General features: G+C 39.2%; 19 protein-coding genes and 3 pseudogenes. 18 read left to right on the plus strand and 4 right to left on the minus strand.

From position 1 onward, the window contains the following. Window positions 1–127: 127 nt before the first annotated feature. The 3 genes from HMPREF2876_RS11035 to HMPREF2876_RS11045 all read left to right on the plus strand — a co-directional run bounded on the left by HMPREF2876_RS11035 (window position 128) and on the right by HMPREF2876_RS11045 (window position 1,602). Window positions 128–973 carry a transposase gene (locus tag HMPREF2876_RS11035; protein ID WP_306552424.1) on the plus strand — a complete coding sequence of 282 codons (846 nt, stop codon included), beginning with the start codon at window positions 128–130 and terminating at the stop codon, window positions 971–973. 51 nt (window positions 974–1,024) lie between these two features. Further along, the gene (locus tag HMPREF2876_RS11040) at window positions 1,025–1,207 is read left to right on the plus strand and encodes a transposase (RefSeq protein WP_306552425.1); all 183 of its coding nucleotides are present in this window, start codon (window positions 1,025–1,027) and stop codon (window positions 1,205–1,207) included. Window positions 1,208–1,455: 248 nt separating this feature from the next. Next, window positions 1,456–1,602, plus strand: coding sequence for a transposase (locus HMPREF2876_RS11045; RefSeq protein WP_306806728.1), 147 nt, complete (start codon window positions 1,456–1,458; stop codon window positions 1,600–1,602). Between the two features lie 279 nt (window positions 1,603–1,881). Here HMPREF2876_RS11045 and HMPREF2876_RS00015 read toward each other — a convergent pair whose 3' ends face one another. Further along, entirely contained in the window at window positions 1,882–2,745 is an 864-nt protein-coding gene (locus tag HMPREF2876_RS00015) for an IS982 family transposase (protein ID WP_070583878.1), read from the minus strand. Window positions 2,746–3,030: 285 nt separating this feature from the next. Between HMPREF2876_RS00015 and HMPREF2876_RS00020 the strand changes: the two genes are divergently transcribed. The 7 genes from HMPREF2876_RS00020 to HMPREF2876_RS00055 all read left to right on the plus strand — a co-directional run bounded on the left by HMPREF2876_RS00020 (window position 3,031) and on the right by HMPREF2876_RS00055 (window position 10,154). After that, on the plus strand, window positions 3,031–3,879 hold the full coding sequence (locus HMPREF2876_RS00020) for an SAM hydrolase/SAM-dependent halogenase family protein (protein ID WP_024052527.1): 849 nt from the start codon (window positions 3,031–3,033) through the stop codon (window positions 3,877–3,879). A 15-nt stretch (window positions 3,880–3,894) separates the two neighbouring features. Next, window positions 3,895–4,443, plus strand: a complete 549-nt coding sequence (locus tag HMPREF2876_RS00025) for an ECF-type riboflavin transporter substrate-binding protein (protein WP_327083116.1) — start codon at window positions 3,895–3,897, stop codon at window positions 4,441–4,443. Between the two features lie 796 nt (window positions 4,444–5,239). Next, the gene (locus HMPREF2876_RS00035; RefSeq protein ID WP_070583881.1) at window positions 5,240–6,001 is read left to right on the plus strand and encodes a nucleoside phosphorylase; all 762 of its coding nucleotides are present in this window, start codon (window positions 5,240–5,242) and stop codon (window positions 5,999–6,001) included. Between the two features lie 10 nt (window positions 6,002–6,011). Continuing rightward, a complete protein-coding gene (locus tag HMPREF2876_RS00040; RefSeq protein ID WP_024052523.1) occupies window positions 6,012–7,691 on the plus strand; it encodes an ABC transporter ATP-binding protein in 1,680 nt (559 codons plus the stop codon). Next, window positions 7,684–8,520, plus strand: coding sequence for an energy-coupling factor transporter transmembrane component T family protein (locus HMPREF2876_RS00045; protein ID WP_024052522.1), 837 nt, complete (start codon window positions 7,684–7,686; stop codon window positions 8,518–8,520). Before HMPREF2876_RS00040 ends, HMPREF2876_RS00045 begins: the two co-directional genes overlap by 8 nt. Before the next feature lie 32 nt (window positions 8,521–8,552). Beyond that, window positions 8,553–9,305: an SDR family oxidoreductase gene (locus HMPREF2876_RS00050; protein ID WP_024052521.1), complete on the plus strand. Its 753-nt coding sequence runs from the start codon at window positions 8,553–8,555 to the stop codon at window positions 9,303–9,305. 21 nt (window positions 9,306–9,326) lie between these two features. Continuing rightward, window positions 9,327–10,154, plus strand: a complete 828-nt coding sequence (locus tag HMPREF2876_RS00055) for a glycosyltransferase family 8 protein (protein WP_024052520.1) — start codon at window positions 9,327–9,329, stop codon at window positions 10,152–10,154. Window positions 10,155–10,192: 38 nt separating this feature from the next. On the opposite strand, the gene rsmG is transcribed toward HMPREF2876_RS00055, so the two are convergent. Beyond that, window positions 10,193–10,906, minus strand: a complete 714-nt coding sequence (gene rsmG, locus HMPREF2876_RS00060; RefSeq protein WP_024052519.1) for a 16S rRNA (guanine(527)-N(7))-methyltransferase RsmG — start codon at window positions 10,904–10,906, stop codon at window positions 10,193–10,195. A 147-nt stretch (window positions 10,907–11,053) separates the two neighbouring features. On the opposite strand from rsmG, the gene HMPREF2876_RS00065 reads away from it, so the two are divergent. Both HMPREF2876_RS00065 and htpX read left to right on the plus strand, forming a co-directional pair. Next, window positions 11,054–11,614: a LemA family protein gene (locus HMPREF2876_RS00065; protein WP_024052518.1), complete on the plus strand. Its 561-nt coding sequence runs from the start codon at window positions 11,054–11,056 to the stop codon at window positions 11,612–11,614. Between the two features lies 1 nt (window position 11,615). Then, on the plus strand, window positions 11,616–12,512 hold the full coding sequence (gene htpX, locus HMPREF2876_RS00070; RefSeq protein WP_024052517.1) for a zinc metalloprotease HtpX: 897 nt from the start codon (window positions 11,616–11,618) through the stop codon (window positions 12,510–12,512). 97 nt (window positions 12,513–12,609) lie between these two features. Here htpX and HMPREF2876_RS00075 read toward each other — a convergent pair. Together HMPREF2876_RS00075 and HMPREF2876_RS00080 are read right to left on the minus strand one after the other, a co-directional pair. Next, window positions 12,610–13,839, minus strand: a pseudogene (locus HMPREF2876_RS00075) (transporter). Window positions 13,840–14,028: 189 nt separating this feature from the next. Continuing rightward, a pseudogene (locus tag HMPREF2876_RS00080) lies at window positions 14,029–14,885 on the minus strand (XRE family transcriptional regulator). 112 nt (window positions 14,886–14,997) lie between these two features. Here HMPREF2876_RS00080 and HMPREF2876_RS00085 point away from each other — a divergent pair. The 6 genes and pseudogenes from HMPREF2876_RS00085 (at window position 14,998) to HMPREF2876_RS00110 (ending at window position 21,868) form a co-directional block, all read left to right on the plus strand. After that, window positions 14,998–15,534 carry a DUF177 domain-containing protein gene (locus HMPREF2876_RS00085; protein WP_070583882.1) on the plus strand — a complete coding sequence of 179 codons (537 nt, stop codon included), beginning with the start codon at window positions 14,998–15,000 and terminating at the stop codon, window positions 15,532–15,534. A gap of 50 nt (window positions 15,535–15,584) precedes the next feature. Further along, a pseudogene (locus tag HMPREF2876_RS00090) lies at window positions 15,585–16,193 on the plus strand (DNA alkylation repair protein); the annotation flags it as partial. A gap of 320 nt (window positions 16,194–16,513) precedes the next feature. After that, window positions 16,514–17,938: an NADP-dependent phosphogluconate dehydrogenase gene (gndA, locus tag HMPREF2876_RS00095; protein ID WP_024052512.1), complete on the plus strand. Its 1,425-nt coding sequence runs from the start codon at window positions 16,514–16,516 to the stop codon at window positions 17,936–17,938. Window positions 17,939–17,946: 8 nt separating this feature from the next. Continuing rightward, complete coding sequence (locus HMPREF2876_RS00100; RefSeq protein ID WP_024052511.1) at window positions 17,947–18,636, plus strand: response regulator transcription factor; 690 nt, start codon at window positions 17,947–17,949, stop codon at window positions 18,634–18,636. A gap of 210 nt (window positions 18,637–18,846) precedes the next feature. Further along, a complete protein-coding gene (locus HMPREF2876_RS00105; RefSeq protein ID WP_042754091.1) occupies window positions 18,847–21,036 on the plus strand; it encodes a PTS transporter subunit IIBC in 2,190 nt (729 codons plus the stop codon). A 16-nt stretch (window positions 21,037–21,052) separates the two neighbouring features. After that, the gene (locus tag HMPREF2876_RS00110) at window positions 21,053–21,868 is read left to right on the plus strand and encodes an endonuclease/exonuclease/phosphatase family protein (RefSeq protein WP_024052509.1); all 816 of its coding nucleotides are present in this window, start codon (window positions 21,053–21,055) and stop codon (window positions 21,866–21,868) included. Window positions 21,869–21,894: the final 26 nt, after the last annotated feature.

The following is a 21,894-nucleotide window of genomic DNA, read 5'->3' on the forward strand; positions in this document are numbered from 1 at the left end:
ATCTATAGGGGATTTACCCACTACAAATATTATAGAGCCAAATATAGTTGTCTAGAAAATATTAGAAAGGCTATCTCATGCACATTCACTATAACACAAATCAGACAACTTTGCCACTAGAACTTGCTTGTGTCTTACCCCAAGGCCACATCGTCTTCACTATCGAAAAGGTCGTCAATGCACTAGAAGACGGTCAGTTTCAGTCTTTCTACATGATTTTGGTCGCCCTTCCTATCACCCAAAGTTACTTCTGTCTGCCCTCCTCTTTGCTTATTCCCAAGGAAGTTTCTCTGGTTGTAAGATTGAAAAGATGATAACAGAAAATCTAGCCATGCAGTACTTGATAGGGCAGTTGGTTATCAGCTACCGGACCATCAACCGTTTCCGTGTAGCTGCCGGGATGGAAAATCTGCTGCGAGAACTCTTTATCGAACTCAACCTTCAGTTGAAAATGGAAAAGTTGGTAACACTTGATGGTCTCTACATTGATGGTACTAAGATTGAGGCCAACGTCAATAAGTACAGTTTCGTTTGGAAGAAAGCGACAGAGAGATTCTCCGCTAAACTTCAAGAACAGATGCAGGTCTATTTCCAAGAAGAAATCACGCCTCTTATCCATCAAGCCATTGAACTGGATACACAAGAGCCCATCTCCTCAGAACAGTTGACTGAGTTCGCTCAACTTCTTGAAGAAGAATTGGCTGGACTGAGCCAAGACATTGAGGAAACACCAGTTAAAGGTAAGGACGATCGTAAGACCAAACGCCGCAAGCTCAAGAAAGTCCTGCGTAAAGTCAAGGATGACTTTTCAGTGCGGGCCGAAAAATGTGAGATTTATCAAGAGACCTTCCAAGGTCGAAAGAGTTTTTCTAAGACGGATCATGATGCGACTTTCATGAGAATGAAAGAAGATCTTATGAGAAATGGACAACTCAAACCTGGCTACAACCTACAAATCGCCACTGAAAATTAGTTCGTCCTTCACTATGACATCTATCCAAATCCAACAGATACCAGAACGCTCTTGCCTTTTTTAGAAACATATCCACATGAGTTAAAAAGGGTTGTCGCCGATGCGGGATACGGCAGCGAGGAGAATCTTCTCACCTTGGATAGGATGGGCGTTGACCACTGGATTAAATATGGTCTTTTTGACAAGGAACAGAATAAAAAACACAAAGAATCTAATAGGAATTTGGATAACTAGACTTACGATGGAACAGCTGATTTCTACACCCATCTAGAGGGTTGGGTATACCAATTTGACCACCTCAAACACAGCCATATCACGACAGGTTTCAAGCAGAAAATCAGGGTTTATAAGGCAGAACAACCTGACTTGGCTTCGCAAAAGGGACTTTACGTCAATGAGCGATATCAAGTCTTAAAACGAAAAGAAAGCCAAGCGCTTTTGTCTGACGAAGGCAGTCACATCTTTGCCCAAGTAAAGTTGATGTGGAACCTGTCTTTGGTCAGATAAAGGCTTGTTTGGGGGACAAACGATGTAATCTCAGAGGCAGACGTCAGGTTAAAATTGACATGGGCTTGGTTCTCATGGCCAATAACCTACTGAAATATAACAAGAAATTAACTAAAAACTAAAAGAGAGACTTACACCAAATGTGAATCTCTCTTTTATTAGCTGAGAAATCTTTTTGTCTCAGGCTATTTTTCTTTTTGTTCAATATAATTGTAGCGGGGAGATGCCAGCGAATATTGAAATAGAGGTGAAACAATTTGCTTTTCTTTTTTATATTCAAATGTCGCTGGCTGATTTGTTATCAATTTCTTGAATCATATGTTACATTCTGGAGAGATCTGAAATTTTATAAATATTATGTTAGAAATTATTATATTTTAATAGTAATGTTACCCGTGGTGCTAGTTAAGTTCAAAATAGCTCAAATTATAAGTCAATAGGATTTGTTCAATCCTCAACTGTAGTCCAACTATTCCTCTGGCAAAGGTGTGTTCCATATCAAAGAGAGCACATAACTCAGAAAAGCGCGTTTCAATGGTTCGCCTCATAGCCAATAATCTCCAGTTATTATGCTGGCTCGCGCTTCCCATATTCTGACGTAAGGGCATCCATAAATGATACCCTCTCTGTTTCAACCGATCTTTAAGAGCCTGGCTGATATACCCTAAATCTGCTAAAATCACAGATTGTTGGCAGCCTTCCAATAAATCCTCCACCACTTTGATATCATGAACAGAAGCTGACGTGACAATATAGTTCAGAATATGACCAGATAAGGTAACGAGTATGTGAACTTTGAAACCATAGAACCATAAGTGTTTTGACGCATTGTAGCCAATGTCTGCCAATCCTTCGAAAATACTTGCTCTATGGTTACGAACAGACTGACAAAGTGGTAGGGGAAAACTGTCTACGATGGCAATCGTATCGGAGGAGATTTGGTTATTCATCGCCTGACGAATGAGTTGTAGCAACCAAATCAACTGCCTTGAACGACGATTGAAGCGACTTATTTCCAGCAGTCGGCTACAGGGAAATAGTTGGCAGATTCGGTGAAAATGACGTTGAGATTTGATTCCTAGTTCAGCTTGCAAGAGCAGTAAGACTAATAGAGATTCATCCGAAACTTTTGACAGGCTGACATTATGACGATGTTTCAATGAATCAGGGCAATAATCCCGATAAAGCTGATGACAAATTTTTGATAATTGCTTCATATTCCATTGTAAATGATGGGATTTAGCGGTATACTGTAAGTGGCTCATTTGGATAACCTCCTGTTTGTTTCGTCACTTACAGTATAGTCTTTTTGGGCTTTTTATGGTGTTTTGAGGTTAACTAGCACCACGGGTTAATGTTATTTTTTAATATTAGAGATTTGTACCAAGTTTGAATTAGAATGACATGTTTTGTTAAAGTAGCCATTCGGTATTTAGTTATTGGGGGATATTGGCAAATAGCTATAGAGAGTATTTATCAACGTGATAAAAAATAGATATGGATAAGAAATTTAATTTATGTTATGATATAAGTGTAATAAAGGAGAGAAAATGCAGAATAACTTACTGGTATTACAGTCAGATTTTGGTTTGGTAGATGGGGCTGTATCGGCAATGGTCGGTGTGGCCTTAGAGGAATCCCCAACGTTAAAAATACATCATTTGACTCATGATATTACGCCTTATAATATTTTTGAGGGAAGCTATCGTTTGTTTCAAACGGTGAATTATTGGCCGGAAGGGACAACGTTTGTCTCCGTTGTGGATCCAGGCGTTGGTTCGAAGCGGAAAAGCGTGGTTGCCAAAACTGTACAAAATCAGTATATTGTCACGCCAAATAATGGGACACTTTCTTTTATCAAGAAACATGTGGGAATTCTAGCGATTCGTGAGATTTCGGAGGTGGAAAATCGCCGAAAAAATACGGAGCATTCTTATACGTTTCATGGTCGTGATGTTTATGCTTATACTGGTGCGAAGTTAGCAAGCGGACACATTACTTTTGAAGAAGTGGGCCCAGAATTAAGTATAGATGAAATTGTAGAAATTCCTGTTGCAGAAACGACAATTGGGAATGATTTTGTTAGTGGGGCTATTGATATTTTAGATGTTCGTTTTGGTTCGCTATGGACGTCTATTACACGTGAGGAATTTTATACTCTTAGTCCTGAATTTGGTAATCGGTTTGAGGTCACGATTTATAATAACGATATGCTGGTCTATCAGAACCAGGTGACTTATGGGAAATCTTTTGCGGATGTACGGATTGGTCAGCCGATTTTGTATATCAATTCTCTTTATCGTGTTGGTCTGGCGATCAATCAGGGGTCTTTTGCGAAGGCCTATAATGTAGGAGTCGGAGCGCAATGGAGTATTGAAATCAAGCGGATTGAAAAATAAATAATAAAGGAGATTATTATGAAAAATAATTCAATAAGAAGTGTTGTCGCAACGGGTATTGGAGCAGCCCTCTTCGTCGTTATTGGAATGATTAGTATTCCCACTCCTGTGCCAAATACCAGCATTCAATTGCAGTATGCTTTGCAGGCCTTATTTAGCGTGATTTTTGGTCCGGTTGTTGGATTTTTAACGGGCTTCATCGGGCATGCCTTAAAAGATTCTTTGCAATATGGAAATCCTTGGTGGTCATGGGTCATTGCCAGCGGTTTGTTTGGTTTGATTATTGGGCTGTTTCGGAAAAGACTCCGTGTTATGCAAGGTATTTTTGAAGCAAAAGATATTGTATCGTTCAATGTAATTCAACTGTTGGCCAATGCTGTGGTGTGGATTGTCATTGCGCCGCTTGGTGATATTTTGATTTACAATGAGCCTGTAAACAAAGTGTTTGTACAGGGCTTTGTTGCAACGATTTCTAATGGTTTGACCGTTGCTATTGCAGGGACAGCGCTTTTGCTGGCTTATGCCCGCACGCAAACCAAATCAGGAAGTTTGAAAAAAGATTAGTGACAGGAAGCGGGAGTGAGACGGAGCGAAGGTTTGAAAATGTTTTTTCCTATTCTCACCACTGCGTCTTATAATTCTGATGACTATATAAACAAAGGAGCTGAGCATTTTTGCCTCAGTTTCTTACTTTATAATGGCAAAATGCCCTATGATGGAGCTTTTCATTTGCTTTTTAAGCTTAAGAAAGCACCTAATACGGAAAATATTGTCTGGGTAAGCTTTCTGAGGCTCAGACGGAGTAAACTAGTTTTGGTGCATGTCGTCCGAGGCTCAGACGGAGCAAATTGATTTTGGTTCATGTCATCCGAGGCTCAGACGGAGCAAACTGATTTTAGTTCATGTTATCTGAGGGTCGGACAGAAGAAACGAGTTTTTGTTTGTCCCATCGACCGGGTCGACAGTTTCAATGAGTTTTGGTTTGTTTCGTCGACTGGGTCGCCCGTCTCAACAAGTTTTGGTTTACTCCGTCGCCCGGGTCGATAGTCTCAATGAGTTTTGGTTTGTCCCGTTGACCGAGTCGATACTTTTAATGAGTTTTAGTTTGCTTCGTTGACTGGGTCGATAGTCTCAACGAGTTTTGGTTTACTCCGTCGACCGAGTTGAGCATTTTAACCATTGTCGCACTTTCTCATTAACCGTGTAGGGGCGGCAAGAAGCTGAACTCTTTTTGTTTGGTCAGATTCTTTTTCACGTTCAAGATTTAATTTTGCGGCAGGTGTAGCGGACTTCAAAATTGATTTTCATCTTATTTTCTTTTGTGCTACAATAGAGTGAGTAAGTACAAGAGGAGAAGTGGATGATTTTAGAGGAATTTGATGAAAATCGTCAGGCGATTATCAATCCAGAAGATTTGGTGGAGGCGCTACCGGATTTTCCAGAAACAGTGGTGTCTTGCTTTGCCCGTGAGACCTTTAAGCGCATGCTGGCTGATTTTCAGCATGAGCTATTGACCTCCACTTCCATGGCAAATATTGAAATTCCCATTTACAAGATTGTTATAAAAGGTAAGGCAATCGCCGTGTTCAATTCACCAGTAGGGGCAGCTGCCTGTATCGCCATTTTGGAAGATCTGATTGCCTTTGGAATGAAGAAGCTGGTTCTTTTTGGAACATGTGGTGTTTTAGATGAAACGATTAGGGAAACGTCTATTATCGTGCCCCATACTGCGATTCGTGATGAAGGGACCAGTTATCATTACCTGCCGGCTTCTGATGAGATAGAAGTAAATGTCGGTTTGCGGGATTTTTTACAGTCAATTTTAGCTGATAAAGGAATTTCTCATACAGTTGGAAAAGTTTGGACGACAGACGGTATTTATCGTGAAACAGCTGCGAAACTCCGTAAGCGAAAAGAAATGGGTGCTATTTGTGTAGATATGGAATGTTCAGCAGTTGCAGCTTTGGCAGCTTTTCGTGAGATTTCCGTTTGCCATTTCTTTTATGCGGCGGACCACTTATCAGAAGAAGCCTGGGATATGCGCAATTTAGCCAATCATGCAGACTTAGACGAAAAAGACAAAGTGGCTAACTTGGCGATTCAGATCGCCCTTGCTTTATAGAGAACATGCTATGAAAAAACCAATTATTCAATTTGAAAATTTTAGTTTTCAGTATCAAGCACAGACAGAACCAACCTTGAAAAATGTTGATTTGACGATTTATGAGGGAGAAAAGGTCTTAATCGTGGGGCCGTCTGGCTCGGGAAAGTCCACTCTTGGGCAATGCTTAAACGGAATTATTCCAACTATTTATCATGGAGAAATGACTGGGAATCTGTGGATTCAAGGGAAGTCGGCATTTGGCAGCAGTATTTATGATCTGTCCAACCTTGTCAGTACCGTCTTGCAAGACACAGACGGTCAGTTTATCGGGCTGAGTGTTGCAGAAGATTTGGCCTTTGCTTTGGAAAATGACATGGTGGATTTGCCGACGATGAGAGAAAAGGTTCATTTGTGGGCGGAGAAATTGGATTTGTCATCATTGTTGCACCAGCGCCCCCAAGACTTATCTGGTGGGCAGAAGCAGCGGGTCAGTTTGGCCGGGGTGCTGATTGACGAAAGTCCGATTTTGCTCTTTGATGAACCTTTGGCAAATTTAGATCCGAAGTCGGGACAGGATACGATTGAGCTGATTGACCAAATTCATGCGGAAGCAGGAACAACAACGATTGTTATCGAGCATCGTCTGGAAGATGTGCTGTATCGGTCTATTGATCGGATTGTCCTCATCAATGACGGACAAATTCTCTTTAACGGCAGTCCTGATAATCTGCTGCATACGCATTTATTAGCCGAAAATGGGATTCGAGAGCCACTTTATCTGACCACCTTGCGTCAGCTTGGTTTTCAGCTGGAAAATTCTGCACAGTTGGCAAATTTAGCTCAGATAGATGTCTCCGCTGTTCAGTTTTTGGGTGAAAAAGTTTCTATTCAAAAATCACAGGCACAGGATGATTTGCTGGAGTTGAAAAATGTCCAGTTTGCCTACGGTGAGAAAAAGGTTTTACAAGATATTGATTTTACAATCTCTAAAGGCGAAAAAATTGCCATTGTCGGGAAAAACGGTGCTGGAAAATCCACGTTAGCCAAAGCGCTCTGCCAGTTTATCGCAACAGAAGGAAGCTATACTTGGCAGGGAAGAGACATCAAAGGCGACTCCATTAAAGAGCGGGCAGAACGGATTGGTTACGTTTTGCAAAACCCAAATCAGATGATTTCTACGACCATGATTTTTGATGAGGTTGCTTTAGGCTTGAAGTTGCGTGGGATTGCAGAAAATGAGATAAAAGAGCGTGTATTGGCTGCGCTAAAAACCTGCGGTTTATATGAATTTCGGCAGTGGCCCATTTCTGCTCTGTCTTTTGGGCAAAAGAAGCGGGTGACCATTGCTTCGATTTTAGTGTTAAATCCAGAGATTATCCTTTTAGATGAGCCAACGGCTGGCCAAGATCAGCGCAATTACACAGAAATCATGAATTTCTTAGATGAATTGAACCAAAAAGGGCATACGATTATCATGATTACACATGATATGCAGCTGATGCTGGATTATTCTGACCGTGCGGTTGTGATGTTAGACGGAAAGATCTTGGCAGACAAAACACCGGCCGAAGTTTTGACAGATAAGACTTTGATTCAGGCGGCGAACCTCAAGGAAACGTCTATCTTTTCCTTGGCTGAGAAATTGGAAGTTGATCCGCTCGCTTTAACAGAATTCTATATGCAAGAAAGGGGGGGAAACCATGCTTAATCAACAAAAACTTATTGGTTACCATGCGGGAACGACCTTTTTGCATCGCCTATCCGGAGCGAGTAAGTTACTGTTTTTCATTTTGGTATCAACTGCAGCGATGATTAGTTACGATACTCGCTTTCTGCTGGTCATCGCGATTGGCTCACTCTTTCTTTTTAGAGTTTCGAACATTCATTTTAAAGATGTATCGTTTGTTTTGGCTTTTGCAGGTATTTTTGCCGCTTTGAATCTTATCATGGTTTATCTGTTTGCTCCTCAGTACGGAGTGGAGATTTATGGTCAACAGACGGTCTGGTTCAGCGGATTAGGCAGTTATACCGTGACTGCGCAGGAAATCTTTTATTTGTTTAATTTGTTCTTAAAATATCTCTGCACCATTCCTTTGGCGGTTATTTTTCTGATGACAACTCACCCAAGTCAGTTTGCATCCAGTTTGAATCAAATCGGAATTCCTTATAAAATTGCCTATTCTGTCAGTTTGACGCTGCGCTATATTCCTGACCTGCAGGAGGAATTTTACCTGATCAGAATGTCGCAAGAAGCGCGTGGTTTGGAATTGTCCAAAAAAGCAAAATTAAGCCAGCGCATCAAAGGGAACCTGCAAATCATTATTCCATTGATTTTTAGTTCGCTGGAACGGATTGATACGATTGCGACAGCTATGGAATTGCGGCGTTTTGGCAAAAATAAGAAGCGGACATGGTACACTTATCAGGCTTTTCAGAGGTTGGATATTGAAGTAATTGTACTGGCTGGTTTATTTTTATTATTCAGTCTATTACTCTTTGTCGTGAATCATGGTCGATTTTACAATCCTTGGCTATAAATGAGAATTGAAATGTACATAGGAGGAAGGAAATGATTGCATTGGTAACAGGAGCTTCAGCTGGTTTTGGTCAAGCTATTTGTCGTCGATTGGTGGCAGAAGGTCACCGAGTGATTGGTTCAGCGAGAAGATTGGGAAAGCTGACACAACTTCATCAGGAATTAGGTCTTGAAAATTTTTATCCGCTTCAAGTGGATGTGTCGGATACAAAAAGCGTGGATCAGGCCTTAGAAAGTTTGCCAGAGGATTGGCGAACGATTGATATTTTGGTCAACAATGCAGGCCTAGCATTGGGCTTAGACAAGGCTTATGAGGCAGATATGCAAGATTGGCTGACGATGATTCAGACCAATATTATTGGTTTGGTTTATCTAACACGTCAGATCCTACCGCAAATGGTAGAGCGAGATAGCGGATTGATTATCAATCTAGGTTCGACTGCTGGAACGGTTCCTTATCCAGGTGCCAACGTCTATGGAGCTAGTAAAGCATTCGTGAAGCAATTTTCTTTGAATTTACGTGCTGATTTGGCAGGACATCATATTCGTGTTACTAACATTGAACCTGGTCTTTGTGAGGGAACAGAATTTTCAAATGTCCGATTTAAAGGGGACGATCAACGAGCTGAAAAATTGTATGAAGGAGCTCATGCTATTCAGCCAATAGATATTGCCAATACTGTTGCTTGGATTGTTGGACAGCCTCCTCATGTCAATATTAACCGGATTGAAATCATGCCTGTTTCACAAACATTTGGAGCGCAGCCTGTTTTTCGAGAAGAATAGATGAGATAGAATGGGGAGAATATGACAGAAATAAACCTTTTGTTTTCAATCGATGATCGCTATGTCGAGCAATTTAAAACAACCTTGTATTCCGTTTACCTAAATTCACCGTCAGCTTTGCTGCATGTGTTTGTTTTGCAAAAAAAATTGTTAAAAAGGAATGTGGAGATTGAGGAATTTTGTGAGGCACTAGGAATCATCTATGAACCAGTCGTGATTGGGGAAAAAGCATTTGAGGACGCCCCCAGCACTGATCGGTATCCAGAAACAATCTACTATCGCTTGCTGGCACATGAATACCTTCCTAAAGACTTAGACAGAATTCTTTACCTAGACGCAGATATTTTATGTCTGAATGATATTTGTCCTCTTTATGAAATGGAGTTAGGAGCTTCTTTATATGCTGCGGCTAGTCATGGATCAGATGCCAATATGACAGATTTAGTCAATAAGATGCGTTTACAGAATTTTGAGGCAGAAAGTTACTATAATTCAGGAGTTTTACTTATGAATTTGACCAGCATTCGGAAAGAAGTGAAGCGTGAAGCTATTTTAGATTACATTGCTCAAAACAGTTTTAAACTCTTTTTACCGGATCAAGATGTGCTGAATGCTTTGTATGGACATTTGACAATTCAGATTCCAGATGAATTGTATAACTATGATGCACGCTACAATGTGCTATATTATGCTCGGAGTAAAGGAGAGTGGGACTTGGATTGGGTGATTGAGAACACCGTTTTTCTTCACTTTTGCGGTCGAGATAAGCCTTGGCTGAAAGAATACCACGGACGCTATGCCGCGCTTTACAAGCATTACCAACATCGCAACCGAAAAGTTGGCAGATAAAAACGAAACCAACCAATTAAAATGGTTGGTTTTTCTTTTTATAACGGTCGTTTATTAGGAATTCCTGCTTTGCGTGGGTATTTATTGGGAGTTTCTTTTTTCTTGCCAACAACCGTGATATACCGCGGGTCGCCATTGGGGAGTTGGTAATGAATGTTTTTTTCGACTTTGCTGAAAAGAAGGCTAAGCGCGGTTTTTGCTTCTGTTAATTCCTCAGGAGCATTGCTAGCTTTGAGCGCTAAAAGACGCCCGCCAACTTTAAGAAAGGGAATGGTCAGCTCGGCTAAGATCTGCATACGAGCAACAGCGCGTGCAGTTACAATATCAAACTGGGCGCGGAAGTCTTTATCTTGAGCAAAATCTTCTGCCCGACCATGATAAAAATGAACGTTTTCCAAACCTAACTCGTCAGCCAAGTGATTTAAAAACAGAATACGCTTGTTTAGAGAGTCAATAATCGTCACATCTAATGCTGGATAGAGGATTTTCATCGGAAGACTCGGAAAACCTGCCCCTGCTCCAATATCCAATAGTTTGATGCTTTTGTTTTCAATCCGTCCCTGTAAAATTGGCGCAATGGAATCATAGAAATGCTTGAGATAGACTTCCTTTTTGTCAGTAATAGCTGTCAGATTGATGTTTTCATTCCATTCAACGAGCAGTTCAAAATAGTGTTCAAATTGCTTCTTTTGTCGGTCTGTGAGTTCAATTTGCTGCTGTTTTAAGAGTTCATAAAATTCTTCGGGTGTCATCATTTGTCCTTATTTGTATTTCTTATTTCTATTATACCAGATAATCAGAAGAGAATCTTCAAAATTTCTCTTGCTACAGAAGTCTAAATTTTTATTCTTTTCATTTTTCTGGTATAATGTCTATAATAAATTTAAAGGAGAATGATTATGTGGATGATTATTTTAGCCATTGTTGTAGTACTGATATTGTTTGTGATTGCTAGTTACAATGGTCTTGTCAAAAGTCGTATGCAAACCAAGGAAGCGTGGAGTCAAATTGATGTTCAGTTAAAACGTCGAAATGATTTGCTGCCAAACCTGATTGAAACAGTCAAAGGGTATGCTAAATATGAAGCATCAACGCTTGAAAAGGTAACAGAGCTTCGTCGTCAAGTGGCAGCTGCTACAACGCCAGCAGAAGCCATGAAAGCAAGTGATGCCTTGACGCGTCAAATTTCTGGCATTTTTGCAGTTGCAGAAAATTACCCAGAATTGAAAGCAAGTACGAACTTTGTAAAATTGCAAGAAGAATTGACTAATACTGAAAATAAAATTTCGTATTCTCGTCAACTTTATAATAGTGTAACAAGCAATTACAATGTGAAGCTGGAAATATTTCCAAGTAATATTATTGCCGGAATGTTTAGCTTTAAGCCGGCAGATTTCTTAGCTGTCCCAGAGGAAGAAAAATCCGTACCAAAAGTTGATTTTAGCGGTCTAGGTGACTAATATGCTTTTTGATCAAATTGCTAGTAATAAAAGACGAACGTGGGTTCTCTTAATTGCTTTTTTTGCTCTGTTAGCGATTATTGGTGCTGCGGTAGGGTATTTATGGTTAGATTCAACTCTCGGTGGTGTGATAATTGCCTTTATCATTGGCGGCATTTATGCTTTTAGCATGATTTTTCAGTCTACTGAGGTTGTCATGTCTATGAACGGTGCTCGCCAAGTCACTGAGGCTGAAGCTCCTGATTTGTACCATGTGGTAGAAGATATGGCGATGGTAGCGCAAGTTCCGATGCCACGGGTATATATTGTAGAGGATTCATCGCCTAATGCCTTTGCGACGGGCTCAAAGCCTGAAAATGCAGCAGTTGCTGCGACAACGGGTCTGTTAAATCTAATGAATCGTGAAGAATTGGAAGCTGTTATTGGACACGAAGTGAGTCACATTCGGAATTATGATATTCGAATTTCAACGATTGCAGTAGCGCTTGCTAGTGCGGTAACGATGTTATCGAGCTTGGCAGGGCGTATGATGTGGTTTGGTGGGAGTGGTCGCAGACGTGATAGCCGAGATAATGATAATGGTTTGGGCGTTCTAATGTTGATTTTATCGCTCGTTGCGATTATATTAGCTCCTTTAGCAGCCACTTTGGTTCAGTTGGCGATTTCTCGTCAACGTGAATTTTTGGCAGACGCTTCAAGTGTAGAATTAACGCGCAATCCGCAAGGGATGATTAACGCTCTCTTGAAATTAGAAAATAGCGAGCCGATGCACCACAAAGTTGATGACGCTAGTGCAGCTCTCTATATCAATGATCCGAAAAAAGAAGGTGGACTTCAAAAGCTATTTTACACTCATCCGCCGATTTCAGAGCGAGTGGAGCGCTTAAGAAAAATGTAAAAAGGTTGAGATAGACTACTATGATTGTGCCGCAATCATGACTGTCTGTCCCAATCTTTTTTTGTATTTCACCATATAAATTTTAGTTGCGATAGCTTTATCTATGTTGTTTTTGGAATGAGAGTAAGAGAGACAGCACGCCACAGATTGTAAACACAATCCAAGTGACTTTCATATTCCAAATAGCGAGACTGGTAAAGATCATGGTTCCAAATGGGACAGAAAAACTAAACAGCAAACTCAGAAAGTTAGAAGTCTGTGCTAAGATATCTGATGGAAGTTTGCTGAGGAGCATGCTGTTGATTTTTGGATTGACTTTTCCGGAAAGATACATGATAAAGAAAACAGCAAAAATAGTAAGGAAAACAGGTAGCTGGAGAAGATTTATGAAGCCAATTAGAGCAATGGTTAAAGTAGCCCAAAAAGCAATTTTATTGACGGAAAGTTTGCTAAAATAATCATTGGGAGTCAGGCTGGCAGAGATAACTCCTAAAATAATCGTTGTTTCAAAAATGAGAAGAGATTGACTGAAAGGAAGTCCAAATAAAGGATGATCCAATAAATAAAGATTGTAAATGGCCATAATAGAGCCGCCGAGTGCATTGAGTATTAGTATCTGAAAGAGTAAAGTCAAAAAATGGCTGTCTCCGTTTTGTTAAAAAATTAGTTTGGAGCTGTGATACATTTTTAGGAATTGTTGTTTGAGAGGAAGAGGATTTTCATTTTCTTTGACTGGGTCATGGGTGAGTTTATGACGAACAAAATAAAGAGTAGTGGAAGAAAGTAGGAAGGCTAAGGCATTGATGAAGGCGACTAACGCAAATTGTTGGTTGCTGACAGCAAGAAGCCAAACTCCTAATGCTTGTCCGGCAAGATTGCAGAGATAAGTAATTAGTTGCATAAAGGAGAAAGCTGGCATCATCTCTTCCTCTGCTAGATTCTTTTTCAAAATAGGCATTTGCAGACCACTACGATAATCACTCATCATATCTGATACGATATTTAGCAAACAAACGACAGAAAAAGCTAGATAAGAAGTTGAGCGAGTTAGACATGCTACAAAGACAAAAAGCAGGGCTTGGAGATAGCCCATGTGAATGAGCCAACGAGCTTTATGGGCTGTTTGATCAGCTTTCATTCCCACAAAAATAGTGAAAAACACTGGAACGAGAACGATAAAATTAGCAATTCCAACAGCAAATTTAGGATTTGGTAAACTGGATGCAAAGACTACAAAAACAATATTATAAATGGAAGAGCCCAAGATATTGAATATGCGTGACAGACTAATAAAAGCAAATACTTTATTTCTCAAAATAAGTTTCATGATAACCTCCTATATGTGTTGCAATGATTATAACAAGCAAAAAAGTAAATTCAATAGCCTTTTCGCAAGTGGGAATAAATCCTAAGTAAGTGAACGATATGGAAAAGTAACTTGCAAGCAAACTTTATATATTTTAGTATAAATGAAAAAAGGCAACGTCAGCAAAACGTTGCACATATTCAACAAAAGTTAATTTTCTTTGAGAAGCTTTTCGATTCCATTTTGATAGTATTCGGCACTAGTCTGGCAATCTAATAGTTGCAAGATATGGACAGCTTGCTTCATTTGTTTCAATCCATTTTCTTTATTTCCTTGAAGGAATAGGAGTTCTCCTTGAGCAAATTTAAAAACGATCCGTAGATAGGCTTCATTTTCCTTATAAAAATGAGCTTTAATCCAGTTTTCGAAGAAAGCAGCTTCCGCAAAGTGTCTTGATTCAATAGCTAGAAAGAAGCCATTTATAAAAATGGTATGAATAGTATAACGATTGCTCTCAAATAAGCCTAAAAAATCTTTTCTGTTGATCATTTCTTTTGTATATTGTGTATAAAGTTTTGAGGAGAGAATAGTCGTACAAAAGGCGAAAAGTTTAAGTTCGTACAACCCCCAAATATCCACAGAAAAGAGATAATTGTGAAGAAAGTTACTTTCCTCTGTGGAAGCTGTAATTCCATCTTTTAGAGCGCAAAGAAAACCTTTGACAATAATAGATTCAATCCTATCTTCTTTTTTTCTGGATTTTTGATATAGAGCTTGTTTTTCTAAGTAAAAAGCTTCGATAAAATCTGGATTATCAGACTGTTCTTGAAGGGGATCAATTAGTTGTTGTTCGGATTTTTTTAATGTTCATGAGCTGCTAGAGTAAATTCGTTCACATCTGTGTGGATATTTTCAAGATCTGTAAATAATTTTTGAGCAGAAAGTTCACTCTGACCATTTTCAAAACGTGACAGCATAGACTTTGAAAATTCTTCTTCGGTTGCTTCAGTCAAGGAAATATGTCTAGCTTCTCGGAAAGATTTAAATATACGACCTAAATTATCCATCGCAATCCTCCTTTTGATTGTTATTATTATAACAAAATAATGGTTTCTCTCCTATTTCTCATCTTAAAAATGGTATAATAAAATTAGAAATTTAAATACAAATGAGGAAATGATGTTACATATTCAAGAAATACGTAAAAATCCAGATGGTCTTGCTTTTGAGCAAGGATTTGATTTGACACAAGAATTGCAAGTGCGCAATCCTGAAATTTTAAATGTCCAAGATATTTTTGCAAGTGGAATAGTGCAATATGAGGACGGTCTTTACTTTTTAGATTATGATTTGTCTTATACCATTACTCTGGCGTCAAGTCGCAGTATGGAGCCGGTAGAGCAAAAAGAGAGCTACTTGGTGAATGAAGTTTTTGCTGAAGCGCATAGTGGAAAAGTGGATCAGGATTTGATAGCGGATGACTTGGTGTTGCCGATTGAAAATGAAGAAATCAAGCTAGCTGAAAGTGTGGCAGATAATATTTTATTGCATATCCCTCTTAAAGTGCTGACAGCCGAGGAGGAAGCGAGTGATAGCATGCCTTCAGGAAATGATTGGCAGGTCATGACCGAAGAAGAGTATCAGCAAAGTAAACAAGAGCAAAAAGAGAAGAACAGTTCTTTTGCTAGCCTGCAAGGTCTATTTGATGAGGAGTGAAAAATCTAATTTTTGTTTGCCATATTTTTTATTGGAAAAAGGAGCAGAATATGCAAAAATACATAAAAAGATTAGAGCATGATTTTTCTGAAATAAAAAATGGTTTTAAAGAATTTGAGAAAAGAGCGCAGTTAGATTTTGAAAGTTATGAAGAAAAAGAAGTGCATGCATTAGCTAAATTAGCTTATCAATCAGAGGTATATCAAGTTCGGATGTATGCTGTCTTTTTATTCGGATATTTGTCTGATGATAAGGCAGTTTTGCATTTTATGAAAGAAGAAGTGTCGAAAGATAAGAATTGGAGAGTTCAGAAAATTCTAGCAAAATCCTTTGATAAGTATTGCAAAAGAGTTGGATATGAGCAATCTCTAGATATAATTGATGAGTGGCTACATGCAGAACAGCCAAATACAAGAAGAGCAGTAACAGAAGGTTTACGAATATGGACTAGCAGACCTTATTTTAATGAGAATCCTCAGGAAGCGATAAAAAGATTGTCGAACTTAAGATTAGACTCTAGTGAATACGTAAGAAAGTCCGTAGGGAATGCTTTAAAAGATATTAGTAAAAAATTTCCAGAACTTGTAAAATCGGAACTCAAGACGTGGGGAACCAATAAAGCAGAGCGACAGGTTTATCAATTAGCTAGTAAATTCATTGGCACATATATATATATATATATATATAAGTGCTTGTATTCTATAGACAACTTTTTCATATATAAAAGACTATTCTCCGTCACTCGTCCGTTATTAAAGTTTTTTGACATATATTCAGTATTCTTGCAAATTTTTGTCTAGATTAACTGAGGAGTGAATCTTCGTCTGACAAAACTATCTTTGCGGGGACAGGTTCTAAGAATTATTTTACTTATATGTTTTTCTATTTATGCTAGCAAATAGTTTCATGTAAAACAACAAATCCTTTATTTTCACGCATAAAAATGATAAAATAAAACAAACTAAAAGAGGAGTACAAAATGACAAAAGCGAATTTTGGTGTTGTTGGTATGGCCGTCATGGGTCGTAACCTTGCCCTTAATATTGAATCTCGTGGTTATACAGTAGCAATTTACAACCGTTCAGCGAATAAAACAGAAGATGTGATTGCATCTCACCCTGAAAAAAACTTTGTTCCAAGTTATGATGTGGAAAGTTTTGTAAATTCTATTGAAAAACCACGTCGTATCATGCTCATGGTCAAAGCTGGGGCAGGAACTGATGCAACGATTCAGGCACTTTTACCTTTCCTTGATAAGGGAGATATCTTGATTGACGGTGGAAATACTTTCTATAAAGACACCATTCGTCGTTCAGAAGAATTGGCAAATTCAGGAATCAATTTCATCGGAACAGGTGTATCTGGTGGCGAAAAAGGTGCGCTTGAAGGACCGTCTATCATGCCTGGTGGACAAAAAGAAGCTTATGAATTAGTAGCAGACGTGTTGGAAGAAATTTCAGCGAAAGCACTAGAAGACGGTGCGCCATGTGTAACTTATATCGGACCAAATGGTGCAGGTCATTATGTAAAAATGGTACACAATGGGATTGAGTATGGCGATATGCAATTAATTGCAGAAAGTTATGATTTAATGCAGCACTTGCTTGGATTTTCAGCAGCAGAAATGGCTGAAATCTTTACTGAATGGAATAAGGGTGAGTTGGATAGCTATCTGATTGAAATCACTGCTGATATTTTGACACGTAAAGATGATGAAGGACAAGATGGACCAATCGTTGATTACATTTTGGATGCAGCTGGAAATAAAGGAACGGGTAAATGGACGAGCCAATCAGCTCTTGATTTTGGTGTTCCACTTCCACTTATTACGGAGTCTGTTTTTGCACGTTATATTTCTGCTTATAAAGAAGAACGTGTTCAAGCTAGCAAAGTTCTTCCAAAACCTACTGCTATTAAATTTGATGGGGATAAGGCTGAATTAATTGAAAAAATTCGCCAAGCTCTATACTTCTCGAAAATCATGTCTTATGCACAAGGTTTCTCACAATTGCGTGTCGCATCTAAAGAGCAGGCTTGGAATCTTCCATTTGGTGAAATTGCTTCTATTTGGCGTGCTGGATGTATCATCCGTGCTCGTTTCTTGCAAAAAATTACAGATGCATATGGCCGTAATGCAGATCTTGAAAACCTACTTCTTGATGAATACTTTATGGATGTTACTGCAAAATATCAACAAGCTGTTCGTGATGTAGTTGCTTTAGCTGTTCAGGCGGGTGTGCCAGTGCCAACTTTTTCTAGTGCGATTGCTTATTTTGATAGCTATCGTGCAGAAAACTTGCCAGCTAATTTGATTCAAGCGCAGCGCGATTACTTTGGCGCGCATACGTATGAACGCAAGGATAAAGAAGGCATTTACCACTATTCTTGGTATGATGAAAAATAGGATAAGCTATGGGGAAGCGGATTTTATTAGTTGAGAAAGAAAAAAAATTAGCGCAATTTATTGGCTTAGAGCTACAAAAAGAAGGTTATCGAGTTGATCTTTTTGAAACAGGAAAAGATGCTTTGGCGTCTGCGAGAGCTAATCAATACGATTTATTCCTGTTGAATTTTATGCTTGACGATATGACAGGAACAGAATTTGCCGCACAATTAAGTGTGATAAAGCCTGCTTCGGTCATCATTGTATTGGATAATCGTGATAATATTCTTCAATATACTGAGGAAATCCAACGCTTTGCTGTTGCTTACATGGTAGAACCATTCATTGTGACGGACTTAGTTGAAAAAATTTCTGCCATTTTTCGTGGGCGTGATTTTATTGACCAGCATTGTAGTCAGATGAAAGTTCCAACATCTTATCGGAATCTTCGGATTGATGTGCAAAATCATACAGTTTATCGAGGTGAAGAAGTGATTGCTTTGACTCGAAGAGAGTATGATTTATTAGCAACATTGATGGGAAGTCATCAGGCTTTAAGCCGTGAACAGTTGTTAGAACGCGTGTGGAAATACGAAGGAGCTGTTGAAACAAATGTTGTCGATGTTTATATTCGCTATCTTCGTAGTAAAATTGATATAGCGGGGCAAAAAAGTTATATAAAAACCGTGCGTGGTGTTGGTTATGCTATGCAAGAATAACTCTGAGGTGCAGGAAATATCGTTTTTCTGCACTTTTCTAATGGGCATATTTCCCTAGTCTATTACAACTTGCAAGCAAGAAATAGGAAAAATTTTTAAAATATTATATAAAAACGCTTTACAAAATAGAAATATATGATATAATTAAAGAGTAAATAAATGCAAACGTTTGCGGAAAGCGTTTTCAGAAAATTTTATAAGGAGATATGAATGATGAAAGAGACATTCAAAAACATATTCAGTTTCGAATTTTGGCAAAAATTCGGAAAAGCTCTGATGGTCGTTATCGCAGTAATGCCCGCGGCTGGTTTGATGATCAGTATTGGTAAGTCAATTCCAATGCTCAATCCAAACGTAGCTGCTCTTGTTACAACAGGCGGTATTCTTGAGCAAATTGGTTGGGGAGTTATCGGAAACCTTCACATTTTGTTTGCATTAGCTATTGGAGGTAGCTGGGCAAAGGAACGTGCTGGTGGTGCATTTGCGGCCGGACTTTCATTTATTTTAATTAACCGTATTACAGGGGTCTTTTTTGGAGTAACTTCAGACCTTCTTACAAAACAAGGAGCTACTGTAAAAACTGTCTTTGGTGGAACCATTAAGGTGGCTGATTATTTTGTAAGTGTACTTGAAGCTCCTGCCCTTAATATGGGGGTGTTTGTTGGTATCATTGCCGGTTTTGTTGGAGCAACTGCTTTCAACAAATATTATAATTACCGTAAATTACCAGATGCGCTTTCATTCTTTAATGGTAAACGGTTTGTGCCATTCGTTGTTATTTTGCGTTCTACAATTGTGGCTTTGATTCTTGCAGTATTTTGGCCAGTTGTTCAAACTGGAATCAACAATTTTGGTATTTGGATTGCTAACTCTCAAAAGACAGCTCCAATTCTCGCACCATTCTTGTTTGGTACTTTAGAACGTCTTCTTTTACCATTTGGACTTCACCATATGTTGACAATTCCAATCAACTATACTCAATTAGGTGGGACATATGAAGTGTTGACAGGGGCTGCTAAAGGAACGACTGTATTTGGTCAAGATCCATTATGGTTGGCTTGGGTAACAGACCTTGTTAATTTAAAAGGTTCACACGCTGACCAATATCAACATCTTCTAAATAGTATTACTCCAGCTCGTTTTAAAGTTGGGCAAATGATTGGTTCATTTGGTATTTTGATGGGGGTTGCCTTTGCAATTTATCGAAATGTAGATGATGATAAGAAACATAAATACAAAGGGATGATGATTGCAACAGGACTTGCAACTTTCTTAACAGGTGTTACAGAACCAATTGAATACATGTTTATGTTTGTTGCAACACCTCTTTATTTGGTGTATGCTGTTGTGCAAGGGTCAGCCTTTGCTATGGCAGATATTGTTCACTTGCGTATGCACTCATTTGGTTCAATCGAATTTCTGACTCGTACTCCACTAGCCATCAATGCTGGTTTGGGTATGGATATTATTAATTTTGTTTGGGTAACAGTGCTCTTTGCAGTTGGAATGTATTTTATTGCCAACTTCATGATTAAGAAATTTAACTACGCAACTCCAGGACGTAACGGAAACTATGAAACAGCTGATGGAGAAGATAGTCCTTCGTCTACCGCAGCTGGTGGCAAAGTAGCAGAAGCATCTCAAACTGTGAATATTATCAATCTTCTTGGTGGACGTGCAAACATTGTTGATGTTGACGCATGTATGACACGTCTTCGTGTAACTGTTAAAGATGCAGAAAAAGTTGGTACAGAAGAGCAATGGAAAGCCGAAGGAGCTATGGGCTTGGTGATGAAAGGTCAAGGTGTTCAAGCAATTTATGGACCAAAAGCGGATGTTTTGAAATCTGACATTCAAGACTTACTTGACTCAGGCGAAGTGATTCCTGAAACTCTTCCGAGCCAAATGACAGCTTCACAAGCTGCCGAAGCGAGCTACAAAGGCGTGACAGAAGAAGTTGAGACAGTCGCAGACGGTGAAGTGATTGCGATTACAGATGTCAAAGATCCAGTCTTCTCTCAAAAAATGATGGGTGACGGATTTGCTGTTGAACCTGAAAATGGCAAGATTTACTCACCAGTAGCAGGTACGGTTAGCAGCATTTTCCCTACCAAGCACGCTCTCGGTCTTTTGACTGATAATGGTCTTGAAGTGCTTGTTCATATCGGACTTGATACAGTCAGTCTTGAAGGTAAACCATTTGAAGTGCATGTTGCAGAAGGACAAAAAGTTGCAGCAGGTGATCTTCTTGTGACAGCTGATTTAGAAGCTGTCAAAGCAGCAGGTCGTGAAACTTCAACAGTTGTTGTCTTCACAAATGCACAAGCTATTAAATCTGTAACCGTTGAAACATTCGGCAAAGTAGCAGCGAAAACAGTTGTTGCTAAAGTAGAATTGTAAATAGAAAAGAGAAATCATGGCAAAATTCCTGACTTTAAATACTCATAGTTGGATGGAAGATGAGCAAGAAAAAAAGCTAGATCAACTAGCTGAGCGGATTCTTCAAGAAAAATATGATGTCATTTGCCTGCAGGAAGTCAATCAAGAAATGGAGTCTGAACAGGTTGTTCAGGCTCCATTTTATCATGCGGTAGATGGCGCCATTGCGATTCATAAAGATCACTTTGCGCATTGTCTCGTGGAGAGATTGATAGAGAAAGGTCTTATTTATCATTGGTCTTGGGCTTATAATCATATTGGTTTTGATCGGTTTCATGAGGGAGTTGCTATTTTATCCTTAAAGCCGTTGAAACCAAGTGAGTTATTGGTTTCAGATGCCAACGATCCAACAGATTATCACACTAGAAAAGTCCTCTTAGCAGAAACAGAAGTTGATGGACGGCTTGTAACGGTGGCTTCCTGTCATCTTTCTTGGTGGGACAAAGGCTTCCAAGAAGAATGGGTACAAGTAGAAAAAGAATTGTTGCAGCGCGATATGCCTCTAGTATTGATGGGGGATTTTAACAATCCCGTCGGTTATGAGGGCTATCGGCACATTCTAAAAAGTCCGCTTGCTCTGCAAGACAGTCATGTTGTTGCGGCTACAGTCATTGGTACAGCAACAGTCGAAGGCGATATTGCCGGCTGGGCTGGAAACAAGGATGCTCTAAAAATTGATTATATCTTTACGAGTAAAGATTTTAACGTTAAAAAATCTGCTGTTGTTTTTGACGGCAAAGCAACACCTGTCGTTAGTGACCATTTTGGGTTAGAAGCAGAAGTTGCATTGTAACAATCAAAAACGGGAAGTTGTGAGAT

Origin of the sequence: Streptococcus sp. HMSC073A12 (assembly GCF_001812815.1) — a bacterium.
Taxonomy (GTDB): Bacteria; Bacillota; Bacilli; order Lactobacillales; family Streptococcaceae; genus Streptococcus; species Streptococcus vaginalis.

Excerpts from the sequence above, each read along its gene's own strand:
- HMPREF2876_RS00105 (WP_042754091.1), top strand. The coding sequence starts at position 18,847 with ATGATGAAAGAGACATTCAAAAACATATTCAGTTTCGAATTTTGGCAA.
- HMPREF2876_RS00065 (WP_024052518.1), top strand. The coding sequence starts at position 11,054 with ATGTGGATGATTATTTTAGCCATTGTTGTAGTACTGATATTGTTTGTG.
- HMPREF2876_RS00050 (WP_024052521.1), top strand. The coding sequence starts at position 8,553 with ATGATTGCATTGGTAACAGGAGCTTCAGCTGGTTTTGGTCAAGCTATT.
- gndA (WP_024052512.1), top strand. The coding sequence starts at position 16,514 with ATGACAAAAGCGAATTTTGGTGTTGTTGGTATGGCCGTCATGGGTCGT.
- HMPREF2876_RS00015 (WP_070583878.1), bottom strand. The coding sequence starts at position 2,745 with ATGAGCCACTTACAGTATACCGCTAAATCCCATCATTTACAATGGAAT.
- HMPREF2876_RS00085 (WP_070583882.1), top strand. The coding sequence starts at position 14,998 with ATGTTACATATTCAAGAAATACGTAAAAATCCAGATGGTCTTGCTTTT.
- HMPREF2876_RS00040 (WP_024052523.1), top strand. The coding sequence starts at position 6,012 with ATGAAAAAACCAATTATTCAATTTGAAAATTTTAGTTTTCAGTATCAA.
- HMPREF2876_RS00110 (WP_024052509.1), top strand. The coding sequence starts at position 21,053 with ATGGCAAAATTCCTGACTTTAAATACTCATAGTTGGATGGAAGATGAG.
- htpX (WP_024052517.1), top strand. The coding sequence starts at position 11,616 with ATGCTTTTTGATCAAATTGCTAGTAATAAAAGACGAACGTGGGTTCTC.
- HMPREF2876_RS00055 (WP_024052520.1), top strand. The coding sequence starts at position 9,327 with ATGACAGAAATAAACCTTTTGTTTTCAATCGATGATCGCTATGTCGAG.
- HMPREF2876_RS00100 (WP_024052511.1), top strand. The coding sequence starts at position 17,947 with ATGGGGAAGCGGATTTTATTAGTTGAGAAAGAAAAAAAATTAGCGCAA.
- HMPREF2876_RS00035 (WP_070583881.1), top strand. The coding sequence starts at position 5,240 with ATGATTTTAGAGGAATTTGATGAAAATCGTCAGGCGATTATCAATCCA.
- HMPREF2876_RS00045 (WP_024052522.1), top strand. The coding sequence starts at position 7,684 with ATGCTTAATCAACAAAAACTTATTGGTTACCATGCGGGAACGACCTTT.
- HMPREF2876_RS00020 (WP_024052527.1), top strand. The coding sequence starts at position 3,031 with ATGCAGAATAACTTACTGGTATTACAGTCAGATTTTGGTTTGGTAGAT.
- rsmG (WP_024052519.1), bottom strand. The coding sequence starts at position 10,906 with ATGACACCCGAAGAATTTTATGAACTCTTAAAACAGCAGCAAATTGAA.